25 protein-coding genes and 1 tRNA gene are annotated in these 24,968 nt (G+C 69.4%); 17 read left to right on the top strand and 9 right to left on the bottom strand.

Going from position 1 to position 24,968, the window contains the following annotated elements; translation table 11 throughout:
• The first annotated feature begins 2 nt into the window (after positions 1–2).
• Positions 3–1,073 carry a quinone-dependent dihydroorotate dehydrogenase gene (locus ACQ5DX_RS09795; RefSeq protein WP_430332438.1) on the top strand — a complete coding sequence of 357 codons (1,071 nt, stop codon included), beginning with the start codon at positions 3–5 and terminating at the stop codon, positions 1,071–1,073.
• Between the two features lie 130 nt (positions 1,074–1,203).
• On the opposite strand, the gene ACQ5DX_RS09790 is transcribed toward ACQ5DX_RS09795, so the two are convergent.
• The gene (locus ACQ5DX_RS09790; protein ID WP_430332437.1) at positions 1,204–1,734 is read right to left on the bottom strand and encodes a YbhB/YbcL family Raf kinase inhibitor-like protein; all 531 of its coding nucleotides are present in this window, start codon (positions 1,732–1,734) and stop codon (positions 1,204–1,206) included.
• Positions 1,735–1,752: 18 nt separating this feature from the next.
• On the bottom strand, positions 1,753–3,117 hold the full coding sequence (locus ACQ5DX_RS09785) for a M20/M25/M40 family metallo-hydrolase (protein ID WP_430332436.1): 1,365 nt from the start codon (positions 3,115–3,117) through the stop codon (positions 1,753–1,755).
• 187 nt (positions 3,118–3,304) lie between these two features.
• Here ACQ5DX_RS09785 and ACQ5DX_RS09780 point away from each other — a divergent pair.
• A tRNA-Leu gene (locus ACQ5DX_RS09780) sits at positions 3,305–3,390 on the top strand.
• An 86-nt stretch (positions 3,391–3,476) separates the two neighbouring features.
• On the opposite strand, the gene ACQ5DX_RS09775 is transcribed toward ACQ5DX_RS09780, so the two are convergent.
• Entirely contained in the window at positions 3,477–4,691 is a 1,215-nt protein-coding gene (locus tag ACQ5DX_RS09775; RefSeq protein WP_430332435.1) for a S8 family peptidase, read from the bottom strand.
• Between the two features lie 208 nt (positions 4,692–4,899).
• On the opposite strand from ACQ5DX_RS09775, the gene ACQ5DX_RS09770 reads away from it, so the two are divergent.
• The 4 genes from ACQ5DX_RS09770 (at position 4,900) to ACQ5DX_RS09755 (ending at position 8,563) form a co-directional block, all read left to right on the top strand.
• Complete coding sequence (locus tag ACQ5DX_RS09770; protein WP_430332434.1) at positions 4,900–6,354, top strand: SDR family NAD(P)-dependent oxidoreductase; 1,455 nt, start codon at positions 4,900–4,902, stop codon at positions 6,352–6,354.
• A gap of 102 nt (positions 6,355–6,456) precedes the next feature.
• Entirely contained in the window at positions 6,457–6,852 is a 396-nt protein-coding gene (locus ACQ5DX_RS09765; RefSeq protein ID WP_430332433.1) for a universal stress protein, read from the top strand.
• Positions 6,853–6,899: 47 nt separating this feature from the next.
• A complete protein-coding gene (locus tag ACQ5DX_RS09760; protein WP_430332432.1) occupies positions 6,900–7,274 on the top strand; it encodes a DUF2784 domain-containing protein in 375 nt (124 codons plus the stop codon).
• A 41-nt stretch (positions 7,275–7,315) separates the two neighbouring features.
• A complete protein-coding gene (locus ACQ5DX_RS09755) occupies positions 7,316–8,563 on the top strand; it encodes a saccharopine dehydrogenase family protein (protein WP_430332431.1) in 1,248 nt (415 codons plus the stop codon).
• 5 nt (positions 8,564–8,568) lie between these two features.
• Here ACQ5DX_RS09755 and ACQ5DX_RS09750 read toward each other — a convergent pair whose 3' ends face one another.
• Positions 8,569–9,444: a class II glutamine amidotransferase gene (locus ACQ5DX_RS09750; RefSeq protein WP_430332430.1), complete on the bottom strand. Its 876-nt coding sequence runs from the start codon at positions 9,442–9,444 to the stop codon at positions 8,569–8,571.
• A 78-nt stretch (positions 9,445–9,522) separates the two neighbouring features.
• Positions 9,523–10,071, bottom strand: a complete 549-nt coding sequence (locus ACQ5DX_RS09745; RefSeq protein WP_430332429.1) for a DinB family protein — start codon at positions 10,069–10,071, stop codon at positions 9,523–9,525.
• A gap of 145 nt (positions 10,072–10,216) precedes the next feature.
• Here ACQ5DX_RS09745 and ACQ5DX_RS09740 point away from each other — a divergent pair, with 145 nt between their 5' ends.
• Positions 10,217–11,482 carry a CoA transferase gene (locus tag ACQ5DX_RS09740; protein WP_430332428.1) on the top strand — a complete coding sequence of 422 codons (1,266 nt, stop codon included), beginning with the start codon at positions 10,217–10,219 and terminating at the stop codon, positions 11,480–11,482.
• On the opposite strand, the gene ACQ5DX_RS09735 is transcribed toward ACQ5DX_RS09740, so the two are convergent.
• Positions 11,434–12,144, bottom strand: a complete 711-nt coding sequence (locus ACQ5DX_RS09735; RefSeq protein ID WP_430332427.1) for a lysoplasmalogenase — start codon at positions 12,142–12,144, stop codon at positions 11,434–11,436. The genes ACQ5DX_RS09740 and ACQ5DX_RS09735 overlap by 49 nt on opposite strands.
• Before the next feature lie 57 nt (positions 12,145–12,201).
• Between ACQ5DX_RS09735 and ACQ5DX_RS09730 the strand changes: the two genes are divergently transcribed.
• The 6 genes from ACQ5DX_RS09730 to ACQ5DX_RS09705 all read left to right on the top strand — a co-directional run bounded on the left by ACQ5DX_RS09730 (position 12,202) and on the right by ACQ5DX_RS09705 (position 16,814).
• Positions 12,202–12,684 carry an OsmC family protein gene (locus tag ACQ5DX_RS09730; RefSeq protein ID WP_430332426.1) on the top strand — a complete coding sequence of 161 codons (483 nt, stop codon included), beginning with the start codon at positions 12,202–12,204 and terminating at the stop codon, positions 12,682–12,684.
• Positions 12,681–13,739, top strand: a complete 1,059-nt coding sequence (locus tag ACQ5DX_RS09725; RefSeq protein ID WP_430332425.1) for a nucleoside hydrolase — start codon at positions 12,681–12,683, stop codon at positions 13,737–13,739. The genes ACQ5DX_RS09730 and ACQ5DX_RS09725 overlap by 4 nt, the downstream gene beginning before the upstream one ends.
• 102 nt (positions 13,740–13,841) lie before the next feature.
• A complete protein-coding gene (locus tag ACQ5DX_RS09720; protein WP_430332424.1) occupies positions 13,842–14,519 on the top strand; it encodes a ScbR family autoregulator-binding transcription factor in 678 nt (225 codons plus the stop codon).
• Between the two features lie 97 nt (positions 14,520–14,616).
• The gene (locus ACQ5DX_RS09715) at positions 14,617–15,609 is read left to right on the top strand and encodes a GlxA family transcriptional regulator (RefSeq protein WP_430332423.1); all 993 of its coding nucleotides are present in this window, start codon (positions 14,617–14,619) and stop codon (positions 15,607–15,609) included.
• A gap of 83 nt (positions 15,610–15,692) precedes the next feature.
• Positions 15,693–16,331, top strand: a complete 639-nt coding sequence (locus ACQ5DX_RS09710) for an HD domain-containing protein (protein ID WP_430332422.1) — start codon at positions 15,693–15,695, stop codon at positions 16,329–16,331.
• A 45-nt stretch (positions 16,332–16,376) separates the two neighbouring features.
• Positions 16,377–16,814, top strand: coding sequence for a VOC family protein (locus ACQ5DX_RS09705; protein WP_430332421.1), 438 nt, complete (start codon positions 16,377–16,379; stop codon positions 16,812–16,814).
• Between the two features lie 77 nt (positions 16,815–16,891).
• Here the strand turns inward: ACQ5DX_RS09705 and meaB are convergent, their stop codons facing one another.
• The 3 genes from meaB to mutA are packed head-to-tail and all read right to left on the bottom strand — an operon-like array spanning position 16,892 to position 22,066.
• Positions 16,892–17,893, bottom strand: coding sequence for a methylmalonyl Co-A mutase-associated GTPase MeaB (gene meaB / locus ACQ5DX_RS09700; protein WP_430332420.1), 1,002 nt, complete (start codon positions 17,891–17,893; stop codon positions 16,892–16,894).
• Positions 17,880–20,141, bottom strand: a complete 2,262-nt coding sequence (gene scpA, locus ACQ5DX_RS09695; RefSeq protein WP_430332419.1) for a methylmalonyl-CoA mutase — start codon at positions 20,139–20,141, stop codon at positions 17,880–17,882. Before scpA ends, meaB begins: the two co-directional genes overlap by 14 nt.
• A 14-nt stretch (positions 20,142–20,155) precedes the next feature.
• Complete coding sequence (gene mutA / locus ACQ5DX_RS09690) at positions 20,156–22,066, bottom strand: methylmalonyl-CoA mutase small subunit (RefSeq protein WP_430332418.1); 1,911 nt, start codon at positions 22,064–22,066, stop codon at positions 20,156–20,158.
• A 171-nt stretch (positions 22,067–22,237) separates the two neighbouring features.
• Between mutA and ACQ5DX_RS09685 the strand changes: the two genes are divergently transcribed.
• From ACQ5DX_RS09685 to ACQ5DX_RS09670, 4 genes are read left to right on the top strand one after another with little or no spacing between them, the layout of a single operon-like run.
• Entirely contained in the window at positions 22,238–23,074 is an 837-nt protein-coding gene (locus ACQ5DX_RS09685; RefSeq protein ID WP_430332417.1) for a PaaI family thioesterase, read from the top strand.
• Between the two features lie 53 nt (positions 23,075–23,127).
• Entirely contained in the window at positions 23,128–23,793 is a 666-nt protein-coding gene (locus ACQ5DX_RS09680; RefSeq protein WP_430332416.1) for a TVP38/TMEM64 family protein, read from the top strand.
• Positions 23,794–23,853: 60 nt separating this feature from the next.
• A complete protein-coding gene (locus ACQ5DX_RS09675; RefSeq protein WP_430332415.1) occupies positions 23,854–24,435 on the top strand; it encodes a helix-turn-helix domain-containing protein in 582 nt (193 codons plus the stop codon).
• Positions 24,432–24,962 (top strand): hypothetical protein, encoded by a 531-nt coding sequence (locus ACQ5DX_RS09670; RefSeq protein ID WP_430332414.1) that lies wholly within the window; start codon positions 24,432–24,434, stop codon positions 24,960–24,962. The genes ACQ5DX_RS09675 and ACQ5DX_RS09670 overlap by 4 nt, the downstream gene beginning before the upstream one ends.
• Positions 24,963–24,968: the final 6 nt, after the last annotated feature.

The raw sequence follows: 24,968 nt of genomic DNA, 5'->3' as shown, positions 1-24,968 counted from the left end.
TCGTGTACTACCTGTTTCTGCGTCTGATGTTCCGGGTTCCGCCGGAACGCATCCACCATCTGGCGTTCGCCGCGATGCGACTCGTCACCCGGTTCGCGCCGATCCGCGCGCTGGTCGCCAAGGTGCTCGTGGTCGACGATCCGGTGCTGCGCACCCGCGCGTTCGGTGTGGACTTCCCGGCCCCCGTCGGCCTGGCGGCGGGCTTCGACAAGGACGCCACCGGGGTGGACACGTGGGGGCCGATGGGCTTCGGATTCGCCGAGGTCGGCACGGTCACCGCGCAGGCGCAACCCGGTAACCCGGCGCCGCGGCTGTTCCGTCTCCCCGACGATCGAGCGCTGATCAACCGCATGGGCTTCAACAACCACGGCGCCGGGAACGCGGCCAACTACCTGCGGCATCGGCGTGGCGACGTGCCGATCGGCGCCAACATCGGCAAGACCAAGATCGTGCCCGCGGAGGAGGCAGCCGGCGACTACACCGCCAGCGCGCGCCTGCTCGGACCGCTGGCCGACTTCCTCGTCGTCAACGTCAGCTCCCCCAACACCCCGGGCCTACGTGACCTGCAGGCGGTCGAGGCGCTGCGGCCGCTGCTGCAGGCCGTGCTCGACACCGTCCACATCCCGGTGCTGGTGAAGATCGCGCCCGACCTGTCGGACGAGGACGTCGACGCCGTCGCCGATCTCGCCGTCGAGCTGGGACTGGCCGGCATCGTCGCGACCAACACCACGATCGGGCGCACCGGCCTGAACACGCCGCAGTCGCGCATCGACGAGATCGGTGCGGGCGGCCTGTCGGGCGCACCGGTCGCGGCACGCTCGCTCGAGGTGCTTCGACGCCTGCACGCGCGCGTCGGCGACAAGCTGGTGCTGATCTCCGTCGGCGGTATCGAGACCGTCGATCAGGCGTGGGAGCGCATCCTCGCGGGCGCGACGCTGGTCCAGGGCTACACCGGCTTCATCTACGGCGGCCCGTTCTACGCCCGCAAACTGCACAAGGGACTGGCCCGCAAGGTCCGCGAGGCGGGCTTCCGGTCGATCTCCGACGCCGTGGGCGCGGGCGCGCGCACGTAGTCCGGAGCAGGCCCCGGCAGCTGACGTCCTCGCTCATGGCGCAGACCCCCAGCTGGGGCGGACACAGCTGATCTACACCGGACCGCGACGGCCCGCCACCCTGAGGCGGCGGGCCGTCGCGGTCTGTGACCTACTTCTGCTCGTGGGTTCCGGTGATCACCGCGCGCGCGATCGCGTGCGAGAACAGGTTGAAGCCCAGGAACGCCGGCTTCGAGTCCGGCGTGATGTCGAGGTGATCGACGTCCACCGCGTGCACCGCGAACATGTAGCGGTGCGGGCCGTGCCCCTTCGGCGGGGCGGCGCCGAGGAACCGGGCGAGACCGCCGTCGTTCTGCAGCGTGACGGCGCCCGCGGGCAGGCCGGAGCCGTTCTCGTCACCGGCATTCGCGGCCAGCGACGTCGTGGTGACCGGGATGTTGGCGACCGCCCAGTGCCAGAAGCCCGATGCCGTGGGCGCGTCCGGGTCGAACATCGTGACGGCGAAGCTCTTGGTCTCCGCGGGGAAGCCGGACCACGACAGCTGCGGGGAGATGTCGTGTCCACCGGCACCGAAGATCCCGCTGACCTGATCGTTCTTCAGCGGCGCACCGTCGGTGACGTCCTCGGACGTCAGCGTGAAGGACGGCAAGTCGGGCAGTCCGTCGTACGGGTTGTGAGCCATGAGATTCCTCTCTCGCGATCAGCTGTGCAGCAAGAAGTGTTCCATCACTCGGGTGCCGAAGTGCAACGCGTCCACCGGCACACGCTCGTCGACGCCGTGGAAGAGCGCGGCGAAGTCCAGGTCCGGCGGCAGCCGCAGCGGAGCAAAGCCGAAGCATCGAATCCCCAATCGCGCGAACGCTTTTGCGTCCGTACCCGCGGAGAGCATGTACGGGACGGTGCGCCCGTTGGGGTCGTGCGCCAGGATTGCATCGTTCATCGCGTCGACGAGGTCACCGTCGAACGTCGTCTCGTAGGAGTCGAGCTTGGTGATCCACTCGCGGGTCACGTGCGGGCCGATGAGTTCGTCCACCTCCCGCTCGAATGCGGCCTGCCGTCCCGGCAGGACGCGGCAGTCGAAGACGGCCTCGGCGGTCTGCGGAATGACGTTCGCCTTGTAGCCGGCCTTGAGCATCGTCGGATTCGCGGTGTCGCGCAGCGTGGCGCCGATGATCCGCGCGATGGAGCCGAGCTTGGCGAGCGCGCCGTCGATGTCCGGGGACTTCGGGTCGAACGCCACCCCCGACTCCTCGGCGAGCACGGTGAGGAACTCGGCCACCGAGTCCGACATCACGAGCGGGAAGGTGTGGTTGCCGAGCCGGGACACCGCGTCGGCCAGCATCGTCACCGCGTTGTCCTCGTGCAGGAACGACCCGTGGCCCGCGGTGGCCTTCGCGGTCAACCGCATCCATCCGAGGCCCTTCTCGGCCGTCTCGACGAGATACAGGCGCTTCTCGGTGCCGTCCGCGCGCGGGATGGTCAGCGAGAATCCGCCGACCTCGCCGACCGCCTCGGTGACGCCCTCGAACAGGTCCGGCCGGTGGTCGACCATCCACTGGCACCCGTATTTGCCGCCGGCCTCCTCGTCCGCGACGAACGCGAACAGGATGTCCCGCGGGGGCACCGTGCCCTCGACCTTGAACTGGCGGGCAAGCGCCAGCATCATGCCGCACATGTCCTTCATGTCGACGGCTCCGCGTCCCCACACATAGCCGTCCTCGACGGCGCCGGAGAACGGGTGCACGCTCCAGTCGGCCGGTTCGGCCGGCACGACGTCGAGGTGACCGTGCATCATCAGCGTCCCGCGCTGCGGGTCCGCGCCCCGCAGGCGCGCGAACACGTTGCCGCGTCCCGGCGCACCCGACTCGACGTACTCGGTCTCGTATCCCACCTCCTCGAGCCTCTCCTTCACCCAGAGCGCGCAGTCGCGCTCGCCCTTGGTGGTCTCGAGTTCACCGGTGTTGGAGGTGTCGAACCGGATGAGCGCGCTGACGAGGTCGACGACCTCCGATTCCGCGCGGCCTACCGGCCCGCGCGAGGACACTGCTTCGTCAATTGATGCCACCCCACTTTCCTACCACCGTCGGACGCGTCGCACGCGAGCCGACAAGTAGCCGGATATGGCGTAAAAACACCGTCTGACCAGCCGATTTTGGACCTGGAGCAATATCGGATAATCTTTCCTGGCACCCGGAGAGCGGGGGCAAACGAAAAACAACTGAATGCCTCGCAGACATGCGAGCAACGAATGAGTCCGAGTGGCGGAATGGCAGACGCGCTAGCTTGAGGTGCTAGTGTCCTATTAACGGACGTGGGGGTTCAAGTCCCCCCTCGGACACTCTGAGTTGAGACAGACGAGAAGACCCCGGTTCCTCGGAACCGGGGTCTTCTCGTTCTCGGGTGTTCCACATCAGTGCGGCATCATCAATGCGGCATCGCCTCGGTCCTCATTCCGGCACGGTCGGCCTTCGTCAACTCCCGCACCGCGAGATCCTTCGCGCACACCAACAACGAACCCATCGCACTGACACGCGGGAAGGTCAGCTCGGTGTGGTTGACGTTGTCGTGGTCGTCGGCCCCGTCGTAGACCACCGTCGAACCGCGCATGAGCCACCGCTTGACGTCGACCACACCGGGCAGGTGCCCCATCGTCCGCAGGTAGAACGACTGCAGCAGCGCCACCACACCCAGCACCACCGGCGTCGCCTGGCTTGCGCCGTACTGGATCGACTCGCCGGTGTCGTTGAGGATGCCCGACGATGTGATCGGCGCGCCCGGCGCGAACGTGTCGGTCGCGCACGGCCCGCCCACTGTGCGGTGCAGCCGCTGCGTGAACGGGGTGAGCCGGTCGGAGTCCGACGCGAACGCCTTCGCGCCGTCGCGGTACCGGAAGCTGCCCTCGTCGGCGTCGTACACGGCCCCGACGCTGATCGTCTGACGGAAGATCGCCGGGTAGCACATACCCTGCATGCCGCCGTGCGCGTAGTAGTCGTTACCGGCCGCGAGGCAACAGCACACGCCCTCGTCGGTGAGCTCCTGCAGCAGCGCACCGATCGCGTCGCCCGGCATGTCGGTGTCGGTCGTCCGGTTGTCGGCTGCGCCGGTTGCCAGGCACAGTGCCGAGATCCCGAGCGACTCCCGCCGATCGAGCACCCAGTCCAACGCGTCCCGGATGTCTGCGAAACGGCCGGTGCCGTCGTTCCCGAGCACCTTGAGCGGCACGATTCGTGCGTTCGGCGCGACACCGGTGTGAATGCGGCCCGCACCCGCGATCCCCGCGACGCTCGTACCGTGACCGTGCCCGTCCGCCACCTCGGCGGGATCGCCGCCGTAGTCGGCCGTGAAATTGCGGCCGGGCAGCACCCTTCCCGCGAAATCGACGTGCGTGGACCGCAGTCCGGTGTCGAGCACCGCCATGGTCACGCCGGATCCCGACACGTTGAAGTCACGGCGCGCCTGCGGCGCCCGGACCAACAGATCGACTTCGGTCAGTTCGGGAAGGAACGGACCTTCCTTCTGCACCGGCGGTTCGACCGGCACCACCGATTCCGCGTGCAACGTCTCGAATGTGCCGACGGCACTACTCGTCGGCGTGGCGTCCAAGCCGGATTGGCCGGACGGCCCTTTCGACTCCTTCATTGTCCTCACCCTCCTCGAGTGTCATCTCTCGAGCGGGGAACTGCCCCCAGGGCACTCCCCCTGGTACTTCAAATGCTCCTCCGGCGCACGCCCGGTGTCACCAGGGCGACGCCCGAAAGTCCCGGTTCGCGTAGTCGGTAGACTCGGGCGTCGGCCAGCCCACGTCGGGCCGGATACCCGCACGAGATCAGGACTGAGTTTCGAACCGATGGCACAACCGATGACGGGGATCGATCCCGCTGACCTCGACGTCTGCCTGCGGGTGCTGTCGGAGGCGTCGCAGCTCGACGCCGACCACCCCGACTCCGTCACGCTCCAGCGTGCCGTCGGCAACCTGTTCAAGAAGCTCAAGCGCCGTCGCCGGAACGAGACCCGCGACGCCGTGTCCGAGGCCGATCGCGCGGTCGTCGCGGCCACCGCGACGGGGTCGCCCGAGCGCATCGACGACGAGACCGCGGGAATTCCGTTGACGTCGAACACCGTCGGCGCCACCGCGGGCACCCTCATCCGCCCGCGCCCGTGCTACATCTGCAAGCAGCGTTACACCCAGGTGGACGCCTTCTACCACCAGCTGTGCCCCGAGTGCGCGGCGAGCAGCCACGCGAAGCGGGACCAGCGCACCGACCTCACCGGCCGACGCGCCCTGCTCACCGGTGGCCGCGCCAAGATCGGCATGTACATCGCGCTGCGACTGCTGCGCGACGGCGCCCATCTGACGATCACCACGCGGTTTCCGAACGACGCCATCCGACGGTTCAAGGCGATGGAAGACAGTGCCGACTGGATCCATCGCCTCCGGGTGGTGGGGATCGACCTGCGCGATCCCGCACAGGTGGTCGCGCTCGCCGATTCCGTTGCGGCGCAGGGCCCGCTCGACATCCTCATCAACAACGCCGCGCAGACCGTCCGCCGCTCCCCCGGCGCGTACAGCGCACTCGCGGACGCCGAGTCGGGTCCGCTCCCGGCCGGCGAGCTGCCCGACGTGGTGACGTTCGGCAAGACCAGCGAGGCACACCCCGCAGCACTGGCCGGGTCGCTGTCGACGACGGCACTCGTGGCGTCGGCGAACCTGTCGGCCGACGAGGTCAGCTCGCTCGCGCTGGTCGCGGGATCGGCGACGCCGGCGCGTATCGAGCAGGGAGTCGCGATCGACGCGGGCGGCCTGCTGCCGGACCTCGCGCACACCAACAGCTGGGTGCAGACCGTCGACGAGGTCGACCCGATCGAGCTGCTCGAGGTGCAGCTGTGCAACTCGGTGGCCCCGTTCATCCTCGTCTCCCGCCTGCGTCCGGCGATGGCCGCGGCGGCGGCGCGGCGCAAGTACGTGGTGAACGTCTCGGCGATGGAGGGCCAGTTCAGCCGCGCATACAAGGGTCCGGGGCATCCGCACACCAACATGGCGAAGGCGGCGCTGAACATGCTCACCCGCACCAGCGCCACGGAGATGCTCGAGGACGGCATCCTCATGACCGCGGTGGACACCGGCTGGATCACCGACGAGCGGCCGCACTACACCAAGCTGCGTCTCGCCGACGAGGGCTTCCATGCCCCGCTCGATCTCGTCGACGGCGCGGCCCGCGTCTACGACCCGATCGTGCAGGGTGAGCGAGGCGTCGACCTGCACGGATGCTTCCTCAAGGACTACGAACCGTCCCCCTGGTAGTCCGGGGCGACAGTCGGGAAGCGATGTGTGCCACACCCGGATTCCCCAACGAACCGGGGATACTGGACGAACGCACCGACATCGACCGACCCGGGAGGCTCCATGGCCATCGCCGTTGCATTCAGCGACAGTCCGGAAGGCCGCAATGCGTTGGTGTACGCCGCGCGGGAGGCGCTGCAGCGGCACGAACAACTGCTGGTGCTGCAGATCGTCGACGACGCGGCGTCTCCGGCCGAGTCGGAGGCGGTCCGGGCCGCCACCCAGTCGGCGCTGGACGAGGGGCAGGTCGTCGGATCGTCGTGGGAGATCCGCACCGCCGAGCACAGCGGTGATCGCGTCGGCGCACTGATCGATCTGATCGCCGACTGCGGCGCCGGACTGTTCGTGGCCGGTAGCCGCCGTATGACCCCGGTCGGGAAGTTCCTCCTCGAACGCTCGCTGCAGCGCGTGCTGCTCGAGGTCGACGTTCCCGTTCTGGTCGTCAAAGAACCGCAGTAGCCTGAGCAGGAGAGTGTTCACATCCCGGCGACGGGAGGTGTGTCGCGGTGCTGTATCGGGCGTTGGCGGATGCTACGGTCCTCGTCCACCTGGTCTTCATCGGCTACGTGGTGTTCGGTGGATTCCTGGCGTGGCGCTGGCACCGCACCATCTGGCTGCACCTGGTCGCGGCCGCCTGGGGGCTGGGGAGCGTGCTCATCGGTTTCGAATGCCCGCTGACGAACCTCGAGAACTGGGCCCGCGAACGCGGCGGCGAGGCGGAGCTTCCGTCCTCCGGGTTCATCGCGCACTATCTGACGGGCGTCGTGTACCCCGAGCACGCCCTGAACCTGGTTCGGGCCCTCGCCGCGATCTGTGTCGTGGTGTCGTGGGTGGGTTACGTCGTGATCCGACGACGCGAGCGTCTGCACGCCGCGGTGTGACATCGGTCGCACACATCCTTACCCGCAAGTAAGGTTGGTGCATGACCTCACGCGCACGCGATCTCGACGTCGTCGTCTACGGCGCCACTGGCTTCGTCGGCAGACTCGTGGCCGAGTACCTCGCCCGGAAGGCGCCGGCCGGGACGCGGATCGGACTCGCCGGGCGGTCCGTCGACAAGCTCGAGCAGGTCCGGGCCGGACTCGGGTCGGCCGCGAAAGACTGGCCACTGCTGCGCGCAGACGCGACCGACGACGCCTCGCTGCGCGCCCTCGCGGACACCGCGCACGTCGTCGCCACGACCGTCGGACCGTATGCGAAGTACGGACTGCCACTGGTGCGGGCGTGCGCCGAGGCCGGCACCGACTACGTCGATCTCACCGGGGAGACCCCGTTCACGCGGGAGAGCATCGACCTCTTCCACGACACCGCGGCGTCGTCGGGTGCCCGGATCGTGCATTCGTGTGGTTTCGACTCCATTCCGTCCGACCTCGGCGTCCACGTCCTGCACCGGCAGGTCGAGGCGGACGGCGGCGGTGAGCTGACGGACACGACGCTGGTGGTGACGTCGATGCGTGGCGGGGTCAGCGGCGGCACGATAGATTCGCTGCGCACCCAGATCGACATGACCAAGCACGACGCGGCGCTGCGCCGACTGACCGCGTCGCCCTACTCTCTCAGCCCGGATCGCGCCGCCGAACCGGATCTGGGACGCCAGTCGGACATGGCACTGGTCCGCGGGTCGGACATCGCTCCGGGGCTGTCGGGCTGGAAGGCACCGTTCTTCATGGGGCCGTACAACACTCGCGTGGTGCGCCGCAGCAACGCTCTGACCGGCTACGCGTACGGCAGGCGGTTCCGGTACCGCGAGGTGATGAACGTCGGATCGTCGTTCGCGTCCCCGGCGATCGCCGGCGGGGTGGCCGCGGGCATGGGCGCCCTCGTCGCCGGACTGGCCTTTCCGCCGACCAGGTGGCTGCTGGACCGGGTGCTGCCCGAGCCGGGACAGGGGCCGAGCGAAAAGTCCCAGCGCAGCGGTCATTTCACGATGGACGTGCAGGGCCGGACAACGACCGGCGCCCGGTACACCGCCCGCGTCGCCGCGAAGGGCGACCCCGGCTACGCGGCGACCGCGGTGATGTTCGGCGAGTCCGCGTTGGCGCTCGCACTCGAGCGCGATGCGCTGCCGGATTCAGGGGGCGGCGTCCTCACGCCGGCCACCGCATTGGGCGACGTGTTGGTCCAGCGGCTGAGGAACGCCGGGCTCGACATCCACGCGCGGCGGCAGTAGCCGCGTCAACGGTGGCTCGGTGCCTGCGCGGCGGCGGCGCGGCCGGTGAGGTCGTCGAGGGTGAGGCGGTGCTTCGGCGGGCGGTCGAGGATCATCGTCCGCGCCACCTCCTGGTTCGGCTCGACGTGCAGCAGTTCGCCCGGGCACAGCGATTCCCAGCCCGGATCCTCGTCCATCTGCTCGGTGGCGACCACGACGGCGGGCAGCGTCGCCAGCGCACCGGAGCGGGCCCGCACGGTCCCGGCGCCGCTGGCATGTTCGAGATGCCGGCGGCCGCCGGGTCCACCGGGCCGACGCAGCAGCACCAGCAGGTCGTGCGCGTCGGGATATCGGAACGCCCACATCTCGTCGGCACTCACCAGCACGAAGTTGAGCGCGAGGACGCGGAGGTTGTCGGCGATCCACCCGACGGCGGCCGCGACGGCGGCCCCGACGTCGCCGTCGTGCTCGTCGATGTGCCGGGTGATCAGGGCGAAGAACCGCTCGGAGTCGGTGTCGCCGCGGACCAGGTCGCGGTAGTCGCCGAGTTCGGCCTCGAGCGTCGGGAGGTCCTCGATCACCCCGTTGTGGGCGAACAGCCGCCCCTTCTGCTCGAAGGGATGCGTGTTGGCGGGGACTACTTCGCCGGTGGTCGCGTACCGGACGTGCGCGACGAAGGTCTCGGATTCACGTTCCCGGGCTTCGAGCGCGAACTGCCGGTCCTCGTACGCGGCGAGAGGCTGCTTCTCGACCCGCGGCGTCCCGTCGGACGCGAAGGTGCCCAGCCCGGTGCCGTCCGGCATGCGCCGGCTCTGTTCCGCGAGACTGTCCTCCGCATCCAGCAACCAGAACGTCGCGTGCACGCGGTGCGGCGCCGCGGACATCCCGAACAGTCGACACATCGTCGTCCTCCTCGCCTCGAGGGGCGGTGTCGGACCAGTATGACCGCGGTCGCGGCGCCGCCGTGCGCGTTCGCGGACTCAGAACTCCATGCCGGCGTCGGCGCCCATCTGGAGCGTCGTGTTCGCGCCGTCGAGCGACTCACGAATGATGTCGGCATGGCCCGAATGGTGCGCGGTCTCGCGCAGGATGTGCAGCAGCACCCGGCGGGCGGTCCACCACTCGCGTTCCGGGGCCCACGGCGCGGTCGCAAGCGGGACCAGCATGTCCAGGTCGTCGAGCGATGCGACGGCGGCCTCCGTCGCCCGCACCGTCTCCTCGTACTCGGCGAGCAGCTGGGCGACGGTCTCCTCCTCGGTCATCCGGTACTGCTGCATCGCCCACTCCATGTCGAACTCGGCGGTTTCGTCGCGTTCGAGGATCGTCGTCACCCAGTTCTGCTCGGTGCGCGCGACATGCTTGAGCAGACCCCCGAGCGTCAGTTCGCTGACCGTCGTGCGCGCGCGGGCCTGCTCGTCGTCGATTCCGCGCATGGTGATGAGGAAGTTGTGCCGCTGGTCCGCGAGCAGTGCCAGGATGTCGGCCCGCTCGCCGCCGATGGTGGTGTTCTGGGTCGGCTTCTCGGTCATCTCGTTGCCCTTCGATCAGGTTCGGTGTTCTCGACTGAAACCACGCTATTGCCGATTGCGGACAACTTCGGTCCGCTATTGCTCCGATACGGAGAAATCGCGTGTCGAAGCGTGCTCGCCGCCCACCGGCCCTAGCCTCGACGTCGTGAGCACCGGACCACACGACTACCTCGCGGCGCGCCTACCCGTGTACGACCTCGCCGCCCACGCCGTCTCGGCCCTCGAAGCGGCGGCGAACACCGTGCGCGTCACGCTCGGCTTCCCGCCGCACGTCACGGCGCTGCACCCCGAACGGATCGCGGCATCCTTCGCGGGCGACAAGATGTTTCGCGTCGACGGCCGGCCGGTGGACGCGTTCGCGGAGCTGTCGGGCTTCTTCGCGACCGCCGACGGATGGATCCGCACCCACGCGAACTACCCGCATCACCGCGACCGCCTGCTCGACACGGTTGGACTCGACGAGTCCAGCGATCGGGAGCGGTTCCGGCGTCACGTCGCGGCTCTGTCGGCCGCCGACATCGAAGAGCTGGCCGCGTCGGCGGGTGCGATCGCGGTCCGGGTCCGGACGGCCGAGGAATGGGCGTCGTCGGAACCGGGTATCGCCGCGGCGGGGGGCGACCTCGTGACCGTCCGCGCCCGCGCCGACCGAGGTCCGCAGCGGTGGTCCGGCACCGGCACGGCGCCCCTCGCCGGTGTGCGTGTCCTCGATCTCACGCGGGTGTTGGCCGGTCCGGTCGCCTCGCGCGCCCTCGCGCTTCTCGGCGCGGACGTGCTGCGCGTCGACCCTCCGCAACTGCCCGAGATCGAGTGGCAACACCTCGAGACCGGCCAGGGCAAGCGAACGGCGCTGCTCGATCTTCGTGATCCGGCGGCCCGGGACCGATTTCGGCAATTGGTCTCCGCCGCGGACGTGCTCCTCACCGGCTATCGACCCGGCGCGCTCGAGGCCCTGGTCGGCGAGCCCGCGGCGGCGCGGCCGGGCCTGATCCACGGTCGCGTCTGCGCGTGGGGGCAAACCGGCCCGTGGGCCGGGCGGCGCGGATTCGACAGCATCGTGCAGGCCGCGTCGGGCATCGCCCTGATCGAGGGCGACGACGGGCGCCCCGGCGCGCTACCCGCCCAGGTGCTCGACCACGCCTCCGGCTACCTGCTGGCCGCCGGTGTCGTCGACGCCCTCGTGGCCGCGCGCGGCGACGGTGCCGGACGCGACGTCGGCGTCGCCCTGGCGCGGACCGCGGCGTGGCTGCTCGACCGGCCGGATCGCCGGCAGTCTCCGCCGGCCGCATGCATACCTGGACCGGACGCCGTAGTCACGCACGGCGAATTCACCACGGCCCGCCCGGTGCTCGCCGAGTTCGACGACTACCCGTTCCCGGCCCGAACCTGGGGAGCCGACGCGCCGCGCTGGTGACCCCCGTCCGCCGCGAGCACACCGAGCACGATCAGTACCTGCGCGGCGATATAGGTGGCCATCACCCAGAAGCCCTCGACCGGCGGGGTGAACCAATCGGCGAACGCGCCCAGCGCGATCATCCCGTCCGAGACCAGGAACAGGCCGCCACCGATCGCAGCGGTCCGGATCACACCGGCCGACAACACCGCCATGACACCCAATGCCGCGCCGTACACGAGCGCCGGTACCAGCAGCACGCCCGCACCGGGTGCACACGCCGCGACCAGCAGCACCACCGCCGCGACGTACGCCACCACGACCCCGCGGTTGCGGCGCAGCACGGTTGGTGTCGTGTACGGCGCGAACGCCACGATGTAGGTGATCTGGGCCAGCAGGAAGAAGCCCACCATCAGCAGGAACGCGGTGTCGCCGTCCGCCAGGTCGGGCGCGGAGTCACCGAGCCACGAAAACCCCAGCGCGACAAGCGTCAGAACGACCAACCGGCTGCGCGGGGCAGCGGTGGACAGCCACAGAACCGACGCCAGCACCGGCATCAGGAACCACTGCGTGACGTCCGCTGCCGCGTCCGCGCCGACGAGTTGCGCCGCCAGATGGACGAGCGCCAACGCCCCGAACACCCACCACACGAGCCGAATCGGCATGTTCTGCTGAGCTCTCACGGTCACATGCTAGGTCGTGGTCCACCGCTGACCGGGCAATCCGCAATGATGAGAGTCATGGCAGCAGAACACAGCTACGCCCTCGATATCGCGTGGACCGGGGACCGCGGTACCGGAACCAGCGGCTACCGGGACTACGACCGCGAGCACACCGTCACCGCACCGGGGAAGGCGCCGCTGCGCGGCAGCGCCGACACCGCCTTCCGGGGTGATCCGGACGCCTGGAATCCGGAGGAACTGCTGGTGGCCGCGCTGTCGCAGTGCCACATGCTGTCGTACCTCGCGCTCGCCGCGAGGGCGGGCGTCGTCGTCACCGGATACACCGACCACCCGACCGGACGGATGCAGGAGAACCCCGACGGCTCCGGCCAGTTCACCGAAGTCGTTCTGGCCCCGCGGGTGACGGTGGCGCACCCGTCGATGGTGGCGGCCGCCGAGCAACTGCACTCCGACGCACACGACGCGTGCTTCATCGCGCGGTCGGTCAACTTTCCCGTCGAACACCGCAGCGACGTCGTAGTCGCAGGTCCGGCGTCATGAACGCACCCACACGGCTGATCGTCGACGTCGACACCGGGATCGACGATTCCTTCGCCCTGCTGTACCTGCTCGGCAGCGAGGACGCCGAGATCGTCGCCGTCCTGTCGACGGCCGGCAACGTCCCCACCGCCCAGGTCACGATCAACAACCTGGCCTGGCTGGAACTGTGCGGGCGCGGCGACATCGAGGTCGCCGTGGGCGCCAACGGCCCGCTGAGCGCGCCGCTGCGCACCACCGAGGACACACACGGGCCGCAGGGCCTGGGATACGCCGTTCTCCCCCAGCCCACGCACCGCCCGTCGGACCGCACCGCCGCGCAGGCGTGGATCGACCTCACCCGGGAGCATCCCGGTGAGCTGGTCGGGCTCGTCACCGGTCCGCTCACCAACCTCGCGCTCGCGATCCGCGCAGATCCCGAACTCCCCGGCCGGCTGCGCCGCCTCGTCGTGATGGGCGGCGCGTTCCAGCACCCGGGCAACACGACGCCCGTCGCCGAATGGAACATCTCGGTGGACCCGGAGGCTGCCGCCGAGGTCTTCGCGGCATTCTCTGCGGTTCCTGAGGATCGCGCGCCGATCGTCTGCGGCCTCGACATCACCGAGAGGATCATCCTGCGGCCCGAGCATCTGCACCGGCTCGCCGAACTCGCCGACAGCGCGCCAGCCGAGATCATCCGCACCGACGACCACCCGTCGACCCGCTCGGCCACCTCGAATCCCGTTGTGCGCCATCTGTCCGACGCGGTGCGCTTCTACTTCGAGTTCCACCGCGACCACGGGCAGGGATTCATCGCGCACATGCACGACCCGTTCGCGGCAGCGGTCGCGCTCGACCCGGGCATCGCCACGTACCGCAGCGCCACCGTGGACGTCGAGACCGAGGGCCGGATAACCCGCGGCCAGACCGTCGCGGACTGGCACGGATTGTGGGGAAGATCACCCAATGCGCGCATCACCTCGGAAACCGATGTCGACGCATTTCTCGACGACCTGATCCACCGGATCGCCGGGATGGCGAAGGTCGTGGCGGCATCCTCGAACCGGACCGACCGTTAGCTCCTGACTGGTACCGTTTCGTCGATCTGGTTGAACGTCCAATCGGCTAGTGCAGGTTGGACGCCACGCCGGATCGACAAGTCGGGAAATAAGGCGGTACACGTGGCACGACAGGCACGCGCCGTGGCAACACGGCAACAAATCATCAGTGGAGCAGCTCGAATGTTCGAGCAATCCGGGTTCGAGGGGGCAAGTCTCGGCGACATCGTCGACGGAGCGGGCACCACGAAGGGCGCGCTCTACTTCCACTTCCGATCGAAGGACGAGCTCGCGCGAGTCGTCATCGACGAACACCACCGGACCTCGGTCGACACCGCGAGGGCGATCGCCCGGACCGGCGCCAGCCCCCTTCGACAGCTCGTGATGCTGTGCCACGAAATGGGAAGGCAGATCAGCAGCGATCCGATCGTTCGCGCCGGTTCCCGGCTCACACTCGAGCTGGGCGGCGCCGACGGAGCGGACCGGCCGTACCTCGACTGTATCGAGAGCAGCCGGCTGATCATCCAGTCCGGTGTCGCCTGCGGAGAGATCGTCACGTCGGTCCAACCGGACATCCTGTCGCGGTTCCTGATCGGGTCGTTCACCGGTGTCCAGCTGGTGTCGCAAGTCCTGGCCCGGCGCAGCGACCTCGAGCAGCGCATCGACGAGATGTGGCTACTGCTGCTGCCCGGCATCGCCACCACGCGCGACACCGCCGAACTCGCCGACATTCGCGGTGCCCGCTGGGCAGCGCCGGTCGAATCGATCGCACCGGTGGCGAATTCGTCCGTGGGCGCCTGACCGAAATCGGAGCCGGCCGGCTTCGCGGCGTCGAGCGACTGTGCGACGCGGGCGTCCTGCAATACTCGTGGAAGCGATCGACACGAGAGGCAGAGCCGTGGCGCATGGTCGAGCAGTCGTCTTCATAGTGTTCGACGGCGTGAAGATGCTCGATGTGGCGGGGCCGGCGGAGGTGTTCGCCGAGGCCAACGTGTTCGGCGCCGACTATTCGCTCAGCTATGCGTCGCCGTCCGGGACGCCCGTGCGCACGTCGGCAGGTATTCGGCTACCGGTCGACGGCACGGCCGCGGAGGTGTCGGAGCCCGACACCGTGGTCGTGTCCGGCGGCGACGTGCTGGTCAGCGATCCCGTTCCGGACGATCTGATCGCCGCGGTCCGCCGACTCCACCCGCGGGCGCGTCGTCTGGTGTCGATCTGCACGGGCTCGTTCACCCTCGCGGCCGCCGGGGTGCTGTCGGGGCGGCGCGCCACCACCCACTGGCGGCACGCGCAGTTGCTGGCCCGCCGGTACCCGGACATCCGGGTACTGCCCGACGCCCTGTTCGTCGAGGACAGCGGCGTGTTCACGTCCGCGGGCGTCTCCGCCGGCGTGGACCTCGCGCTGGCGCTGGTGGAGCAGGACCACGGGCCAGATCTGGCGCGCGCGGTGGCGCGCAGTCTCGTGGTGTTCATGCAGCGCCCGGGCGGACAGTCCCAGTTCTCGGCACCCCTCGACGTCCGGCCCGCGCGCACGCCGACCGTCCGGGCCGTCGTCGACCTGATCTCGGCACAGCCCGCACTCGACCACAGCACCCATTCCCTCGCGGCCCGGGTCGGGGTCAGTCCGCGCCATCTCGCGAGGCTGTTCGCGACCGAATTGGACACCACCCCAGCGAGATTCGTCGAACAGGTGCGGTTGGATCACGCCAGGGCGCTCCTGGACGCAGGCCACGGGGTCGCGGCGGCCGCGCGGGCCGCGGGATTCGGCAGCTCCGAGACGATGCGCCGCACCTTCGTCGCCCGGCTGGGCATCTCACCGAGCCAGTACCGCGGGCGGTTCGCGACGACCGGCACGGGAAACGGCGAACGGGTGTCCGGATCTGTGGGATAGCCGTCGGTTCACGCGGTGGGCCGGAGGCGAGCCGTTCGGAAGAGTGGAAGCAGGCAACGAGAAGCTCGACTCTGGAGGCCCCAATGCCCGACATCATTGCAGGAATCACCGTCCCGGACACCGATCTGGTCCGCGAAGCCACCTCGCTCGTCCGGGAGGTTGCCGACGAGACGCTGTTCAACCATTCGCGCCGAGTGTTCCTCTGGGGCGCGCTGAAGGCGGCCGCTCGCGGACTCGACGTCGATCTCGAACTCGCCTACGTGGGCGGCATGTTCCACGATCTCGGCCTGACATCGACGTATGCGACCGCGAATCGGCGTTTCGAACTCGACGGCGCCGAGGTGGCGCGAAGCTTCCTGCTCGAACACGGCCGCTCCGAGCAGGAGGCTCGCGACGTGTGGTTGTCCATCGCGCTGCACACGACTCCCGAGGTGCCGCTGCACCTGGGGCCCGAGGTCGCCGTCGTGCCCCTCGGCGTCGAGACCGACGTCCTCGGAATCGATCTCGACGAGATCACCGAGCAGCAGCGAGCCGAGGTGGTCGCAGCACATCCACGCCCCGATTTCAAGAACCGGATCCTGAAGGCGTTCTACGAGGGCATGGTGGATCGACCCGACACCACCTTCGGCACCATGAACGACGACGTCCTGGCGCACTTCGACCCCACCTTCCGGCGGAAGGACTTCGTCGAGATCATCCGCGACAACGCCTGGCCCGAGTGATCGTTCCGGCTGCGGGGCCCATACGCCTCGGGCACACTGCCCGGTATGGACCAACGCATCCACTTCGTGACGCTCGCGACGCCGGATCTCGATGCGGCGCGCGAGTTCTACTGCGGCGGGCTCGGATGGGAACCGCTGCTGGACGTCCCCGGGGAAATCATCTTCTTCCAGACCGCGCCCGGCACGGTGCTCGGCCTGTTCGATGCCGAGAAGTTCCGCAACGACATCGGACGCCCCGGTACGCACGTCGCGACCACGGGAATCACGTTCTCGCACAACGTCGACAGCGCGGAGGCCGTCGACGTGCTCATCGCGCAGGCCGTGCGCGCCGGTGCGGCACTGGTCAAACATCCGCAGCGGGCCGCCTTCGGCGGCTATCACGGCCACTTCGCCGACCCCAACGGCGTGATCTGGGAGATCTGCCACAACCCGGGGTGGAGCGTCGATCCGTCCGGGCAGGTGCGCCTGACGACCGACATCTGACCGGTCCGGCGACGACGCGGGCCCCGCACCACTGCCGGTGGTGTGGGGCCCGCGTGCGAGAAACAGTGCTGTGAACGCTATTCGGCTCCGTCGAACGCATCGAGAAGCCGGTGCGCGGCCAAGGCCGCGGTGAGCGACCCGTCGCGCACCTGTGCCTCGACGTCGCCGCGAATCGCCTTGACCCGTTCGTTCGAGTCGAGGCGCCGCAGCAACTGGTCGTGGACCATCGACCACGTCCAGTCCACCTGCTGCTGATGCCGCTTGCGTTCGAGTTCGCCGGCGTCACCGAGGACCTTGCGGTGCCGGAGCACCTCGTCCCAGAACTTGTCGACGCCGATGTTCTCGAGCGCGCTCATCGTCAGCACCGGGGGCTTCCACAGCGCGTCGTGCGGATATATCAGGCGCAACGCACCGGACAGTTCGCGGGCCGCGACCCGTGCCTCGGTCTCGTGCTTGCCGTCGGCCTTGTTGACGGTGACGATGTCGGCGAGCTCGAGGACGCCCTTCTTGATGCCCTGCAGCTGGTCACCGGTCCGCGCGAGGGTGAGGAACGTGAACGTGTCGACCATGTTGGCGACCGTCACTTCCGACTGCCCGACACCGACCGTCTCGACGAGGATCACGTCGTAGCCGGCGGCCTCGAGCAACACCATCGTCTCGCGGGTCGCCTTCGCGACACCACCGAGCGTGCCCGACGTCGGGGACGGCCGGATGAACGCGTTCGGCTCCACCGACAGGTTCTGCATCCGGGTCTTGTCGCCGAGGATCGAGCCGCCGGTCCGGGTCGACGACGGGTCGACCGCGAGCACGGCAACCTTGTGCCCCAACGAGAGCAGATGCATCCCGAGGGCTTCGATCGTCGTCGACTTGCCGACGCCGGGAACACCTGTGATACCGACTCGGATCGCGTTGCCGGCGTGCGGGAGCAGGCGCAGCAGCAGCTGCTGCGCCTGCTCCCGGTGATCGGCCCGAGTGGACTCGACGAGAGTGATCGCCTTGGAGACGTCACTTCGCCGGCCCTCCAGGACCGCGTCACCGAGCGCAGCCAGATCGAGCGGCGGACGGTTAGTCGGCGGCAATCGGATCGTGTCCCAACTGCTCCGACAGCTTCTGCAGCAGACCGATCGCCGCGTCGGCGAGAACCGTGCCGGGCGGGAAGATCGCAGCGGCACCGGCCTGGTACAGCTCCTCGAAGTCGCCCGGCGGGATGACGCCGCCGACCACGACCATGATGTCGGGGCGACCCACCGCGGCGAGGGCCTCCCGCAGCGCCGGCACCAGCGTGAGGTGACCGGCGGCGAGGGAGGACACACCGACGATGTGGACGTCGGCGTCGGCCGCCTGCTGGGCGACCTCCTCGGGGGTCTGGAACAGCGGTCCCACGTCGACGTCGAAGCCGAGGTCCGCGAAGCCGGTGGAGATCACCTTCTGGCCTCGGTCGTGACCGTCCTGGCCCATCTTCGCGACGAGGATGCGGGGACGACGTCCCTCCTCCTCGGCGAACTGCTCGACGAGCTCGATTGCCTTGGAAATGTTGCTCACCTTTCCGGCCTCGTCCCGGTAGACACCGCTGATGGTCCGGATCTCGGCCTGGTGGCGCCCGTACACCTTCTCGAGCGCGTCGGAGATCTCACCACCGGTCGCCTTGGCGCGGGCCGCGTCGATCGCCAGCGCGAGCAGGTTGTTCTCCATGCCGCCCTCGGTCGAGGCGGCGGCGCGGGTGAGCTCGGCGAGTGCGGCCTGCGTGGCGGCCTCGTCGCGCTCGGCGCGCAGCTGCTGGAGCTTCGCGATCTGCTCGGCGCGCACCTTGGTGTTGTCGACCTTGAGGACCTCGATGCTGTCCGGCTCGTCCGGCACGTACTTGTTGACGCCGATCAGCGGCTGCCGACCGGAGTCGATACGGGCCTGGGTGCGGGCCGCAGCCTCCTCGATGCGGAGCTTCGGGATGCCCTCACCGATGGCCTGCGCCATGCCGCCGGCCTCCTCGACCTCGGCGATGTGGGCGCGGGCCCGGTTCGCGAGCTCGTTGGTGAGCCACTCGACGTAGTGCGAGCCGCCCCACGGGTCGATCGGACGGACCGTGTTCGACTCCTGCTGGATCAGCAGCTGCGTGTTGCGGGCGATGCGGGCCGAGAAGTCGGTCGGCAGCGCGATCGCCTCGTCGAGCGCGTTGGTGTGCAGCGACTGGGTGTGGCCCTGCGTCGCAGCCATCGCCTCGACACACGTGCGGCCGACGTTGTTGAAGACGTCCTGCGCGGTGAGCGACCAGCCGGAGGTCTGCGAGTGGGTACGCAGCGACAGCGACTTCGAGTTCTTCGGAGCGAACTTCTCGACCAGCTCGGCCCACAGCAGACGCCCGGCGCGGAGCTTGGCGACCTCCATGAAGAAGTTCATGCCGATCGCCCAGAAGAACGACAGGCGCGGCGCGAACTTGTCGATGTCCATGCCCGCGTCGAGTCCGGCGCGGATGTACTCGATGCCGTCGGCGAGCGTGTACGCCAGCTCCAGGTCGGCGGTCGCACCGGCCTCCTGGATGTGGTAGCCCGAGATGGAGATCGAGTTGAACTTCGGCATCTTCGCCGACGTATACGCGAAGATGTCGGAGATGATCCGCATCGACGGCTTCGGCGGGTAGATGTAGGTGTTGCGGACCATGAACTCCTTCAGAATGTCGTTCTGAATGGTTCCGGCCAGCTGCTCGGGGGCGACGCCCTGCTCCTCGGCGGCCACGACGTACAGCGCGAGGATCGGCAGCACCGCGCCGTTCATCGTCATCGACACCGACACCTGCGACAGGTCGATGCCGTCGAACAGCTGACGCATGTCGAGGATCGAGTCGATCGCGACACCGGCCATACCGACGTCACCCTGCACGCGCGGGTGATCGGAGTCGTAGCCGCGGTGCGTCGCGAGGTCGAATGCGACCGACAGGCCCTTCTGACCGGACGCGAGGTTTCGGCGGTAGAACGCGTTGGACTCGGCGGCGGTGGAGAAGCCCGCGTACTGGCGGATGGTCCACGGCTGGTTGACGTACATCGTCGGGTACGGGCCGCGCAGGAACGGGGCCGCCCCGGGGTAGCTGCCCAGCGGGTAGCCGTCGGCCTCGGCGGCGTCGCGGTCGGCCTTGGTGTAGACCGGCTTGACGTCGATACCCTCGGGCGTCGACCACACGACCTGCTCGGCGGTGTAGTTGTTGGCGGTCGCGAGGTTCTCGACCAGCGCCTCGGTCTGCTCCGCGGTGGGAGCGGCCGGCTGTGGGAACTCCGGGTCCGTCAACGCGACGTCGGCAAAACTGCCGATGAGGTGCTTGACCTCGTTCGTTGTCACTTCGATGCTCCCACTCACTTGTTGTCACCGTCGATAGCGCCGAGCAGTTCGGTCAGGGCCGCGACTGCGTCGATGCGAGCGGTAAGGAATCCGTCGGGGCGCTCGGCACCCTCGACCTCGGCGAAGATCTTCTCCGGTCCGGCCAGCAGCACCTGCTCGATGCCGGCCTCGCGGAGTGCGGCGACAGCCGCGGCGCCCTGCTCGCCGTAGCGCTTGTCGGTGCCACACAGCACCGCGATCGTCGCGCCCGACTCCTTGACGGCCGTGGCGATCCCGCCGTCGGCCGGATCCAGCTGACCCGGGTTGACGGCCTCGATGCCACCCGAGGCGAGGAGGTTCGTCGCGAAGGTGGTGCGCACGTTGTGCTCGGCGACGGAGCCCAGCGGTGCCAGCAGCACCTGGGGCCGGGCGCCGTTCGCGGCGAGGAAGGCGTCCGAGCGGTCGCGCAGCGCCTCGAATGCGGCGGCGTAGCGGGCGACGGTCACGCCGGCGACGGTGGAACCGGCCTCGGCGGCGCCTGCGGGCAGCGGGGCCTCGCCTAGGTTCGGGAACTCGTTGATGCCAGTGACCGCGGTCCGGCGGTGCGCGATGTCGGCGTCGCGAGCGGCCTTGGTGGCGGCGATGCGATCGGTGACGAGACCGGCAGCGAGCGCGGCGCGGTAGCCGCCGGCGGCCTCGATCTGTTGGAAGAACGCCCATGCCTTGTCGGCGACCTGCTGCGTCAGCTGCTCGACGTACCACGATCCGGCGCCTGGATCGAGGACGCGTCCGAGGTGCGACTCCTCGAGCAGCAGCAACTGCGTGTTGCGGGCGATGCGGTCGGAGAACGACTTCGAGACGCCTGCGGCACCCACGGGCAGCGCGACATCGAACGGCAGGACGGTCACCGAGTCGGCGCCGCCGACACCGGCCCCGAACACGGCCAGGGTCGTGCGGAGCATGTTCACCCAGGGATCACGCTGCGACATCATCGCCGCCGAGGTCACCGCGTGCTGGACCTGGCCACCGAACTCGGAGGCACCGCACACCTGCGCGACCCGCGCCCAGACCTGGCGTCCGGCACGGAACTTCGCGACGGTCTGGAACTGGTCGTCGGTGGCCGCGAGACGGAACTCGAGCTGACCCAGGGCCGCCGAGATCGTCAGGCCCTGCTCGGTGAGCGCCCGCAGGTACTCGACGCCGGCCGCGACGGCCGCACCGAGCTCCTCGGCGTCACCGGCGCCCGCGTTGTGGAAAACGGTGCCGTCCACCGTGATCGCCCGCACCGCCTCGGCCCGGGCCGAGGCGGTGTCGGCGAGAGCGACCGCGTCCGCGAGCTCGACGCCGGCGGCACCGGAGAACGCGTCGGTGAGCGGCGAGGCACCGAGTCCGACCCGCACCTGGGCGCGGTCGGTCACGCCGTCACCGGCGGCGGCACGCGCGTCGAGGAGCGTGAACAGCTGCTGCGCGGCGGCGACGGCGTCGGCACCGGCCTCCAGCGTCAGCGGCGCCAGATCCAGCAGGACACCCGTGAGCGCGAGGTCGAGCGCGGCGATGGGGAGGTTCTCGCCGCCGAGCGACAGCCGGACGGCGCTGACGCCGTTCTCGAGGCCGTCGAGGATCGTGCGGTTGACCTCGGCGGCGTTCTGCGCGTCCTGACCGAAGAGCGCGGCGACCAGCCAACCGGCGTTGACGTCACGGCTGCCGTCGGCGCCGCGGACGAACGGGAACTGTCCGGGCAGCGGGGACTCGGGGAGCTCGTCGCGTCCGGAGTACAGCGGCGACACGGTCACGCCGTCGTACGTGGTGGTCTCGAGAAGCTTCTGCGGTTCCGGGCCCAGCTCGGCGGCGTCCACTCGACGCGACTTGGCGAGCACGCCGGCGACGGCCTGCTGCCATTCCGAGTAGGCGCGCGCGGCGTCCTCGGCTTCTGAAGCTGGTGACACGGGGCGACTCCCTCTCACTCTCGTGTGCGATCGCTCATGGCGAACGGTCTTCCAATCGGACAGAACAATCGGACAAACAAATGGGACGATTACCGTCCCCTGACTTGTGATGCTAACCGCACCCGCCCCATCGCCCGCGTGAGGCCACCCGCGGTTCGTTAGCCTCGAATCATGAGCGTTGCGAACGTCCTGGAAGAAGGTGTGTCGATCACCCCGCAGCGGCTGTTCCGAATGCGTTCGCCGCAGCGACTGGACGGCTTCAACCGCATCGTCATGGATATCGACGGCCTCGACACCGGGGCCGTCTCCCCCACCGCTACGCTGGGCATTCTCGTCGACGACATCCTCGGGTTCACGCTCTGGGACCACCGGGGCGCACGCACCGGCCTCGTCACCGCGGATCTGTCAGTGGACTTCATCACACCGACCGGTTGGATCGGCCCCGAAGTCCGCGCCGACGGCCGTGTGGTGACGATCACAGAGGACGGCGGGGTCGGCGCCACGGAGATCCGCGACAGCGCCGGGACCCTGGTCGCGACCGGGACTGCCTGGGGCAACTTCGTCGACGGCAGCGCCGACCGCAGCACCGGCATCGTGCGTCCGCTCGCCGACGCCGACACGATGCCCGCGGCCTCGGCGTCTCCGCTCACGCGCCTCGGCGGACGCTTGGACCGCGCAGACGGCGTCCGTCTCGTCGTGCCCCCGAATTCGGCCCTGGCGAACAAGCTCGGGGTGATGCACGGCGGCATCCAGGCGAGCGCGATCGATCTGGTCGGCAACGCGGCCCTCAGCACCCCGGACGCGCCGATGCACACGGCGTCGATGCGCATCAATTACTTCCGCCCGGCGCCGGTCGACGTCGATGTCGTGTTCACCGCCGAGGTGATTCGGGCCGGTCGCTCGGTCGCGGTCGCCCGCGTGACGAGCACCGGCGCCGACGGCCGGGTGTGCGCGGTCGCCACCGTCACGTGTCGGCGGCCGAGCAGTCCCGCCGCGCCGGCGCACTGAGGCGACGCGTTCGTGCCGGAGCCGCGGCGGCCGCGGGGGTATCCTGACCGATCGTGATTGCGCGACTGAGGGATCCCCGAGTTCTCGGCGCCCTCGCCGGGTTGGCGGTGTTGTTCGTCGTCGCCGCGATGGTTCCGCACCCGTCGATCGACCAGATCCGGGCGTGGGCCGATGCCGTCGGCCCGGGTTTCGTGGTGCTGTTCTTCCTCGTGCACGTCGTGGTGACGATGGCGCCGATCCCCCGCACCATCTTCACGGTCAGCGCGGGTGTGCTGTTCGGGGCGACCACGGGCATCGCGGTTGCGCTCGCCGCCACGACGGTCAGCGCGGTTCTCGCGCTGCTGGTGGTGCGGGCGATCGGTCGCGACGCGGTCGCCGCCCATCTGACCCACCCGGCGGTGAAGGCCGTCGACGAGCGCCTGGCGCGCCGCGGGTGGCTCGCGGTCGGATCCCTCCGGCTGATCGCCGCGATCCCGTTCTCGGTGGTCAACTACTGCTGCGGGGTGTCGTCGATCCGGGTGTTCCCCTACACCGTCGCGACCGTCGTCGGGGCCCTCCCCGGCACAGTCGGCGTGGTACTGCTGGCGGACGCGCTCACCGGCAAGACCGATCCGGCAATGCTGGCGGTGTCCGGGGTCTGCATCGCCGTCGGCGTCCTCGGACTGTTCGTCGACGCCCGAACACCCGTCACGAACGCACCGGTCAAGGATCGAGACTGAACTTCAAGAAGTAAAGCCCTGAAGCTTGATATTGACGAATCAAGCTCTTAGCCTTGCTCTATGTACGTCCTGACTGTGGACCAACGCGGCAGTCGACGCGACATCGACCGCGTCGCGCCGCTCCTGGCCGACCTCGCGCAGCGCCCACTCCTGCGACCGTTCGAACGCACCGCAGGTGACGAGGTCCAGGCGGTCGCCGACGACCCGGCGACCGTCGTCGATCTCGCGCTCGATCTCGTCCGCCGCGGGCACTGGAGTGTCGGCGTGGGCGTCGGGGCAGTCGAGGAACCGCTCCCCGTCCAGACGCGGGCGGGTCGGGGTCCGGCCTTCGAGGCGGCACGGACCGCCGTCGAACGGGCGAAGAAGGCGCCCGCCGCCGTGGCCGTCGAGGCCGCCGACCCGGATGCGGCGCTGGACGCCGACACGGCCCTCTCCCTGGTTGCACTGCTGGTGGCGCGGCGGTCGCCGCAGGGTCGGGCCGCGGTGGAGCTGATGGAACGCGGACTCACCCAGGCCGAGGCCGCCGCCGAACTCGGGATCAGCAAACAAGCCGTGTCGCAACGTCTTTCCGCGGCAGGATGGCAGGCTGAGGTAGCCGGACGGCGGCTTGCCGCACGACTGCTCGGGAGGGCCGATCGATGACCGCACTCAGCCTCACGCTCATCGGGATCGCGGCGCTCGTGGGGACGGTGGCGGGGCGATTGGGGGCAGCCTCCCGACCTGCAGGGATCGTCGCCCAACTGGCACCGGTCGCTGCCGTTCTCGCCTTGGCCGGTGCGGCACTCGCCGCCACCGCCGCGCCACCGGTCCACGGATTCGCCCTCGGCGCCACGTACGTCCTGACGGTGGCCGCGGCAGCGACCGGCGGCGCCCCGATGGTGCTCGCCGCCTTCCGATTCGCACGCAAGCAGCCCGACGCCGGACCGGAACCCGACGACGGCCCGCTCCGCGGCGGCCGCGTGATCGGCCTGCTGGAGCGGACCGCCGTCGCGGTATCCATCCTCGCCGGCTGGCCCGAGGGCATCGCGATCGTGTTGGCCGTCAAGGGCCTGGCCCGCTACCCCGAACTGCGCGAACCGCACGCGTCGGAGCAGTTCATCATCGGCACCTTCACCAGCGTCCTGTGGGCGATCGCTGTCGCCGGTGTCGGGCGCGCGCTGGTCACCTGACAGGAC

The sequence above is a fragment of the Rhodococcus sp. ACT016 genome, assembly GCF_050477185.1.
Classification (GTDB): Bacteria; Actinomycetota; Actinomycetes; order Mycobacteriales; family Mycobacteriaceae; genus Prescottella.
This window is presented reverse-complemented; position numbering and strand designations above follow the sequence as displayed.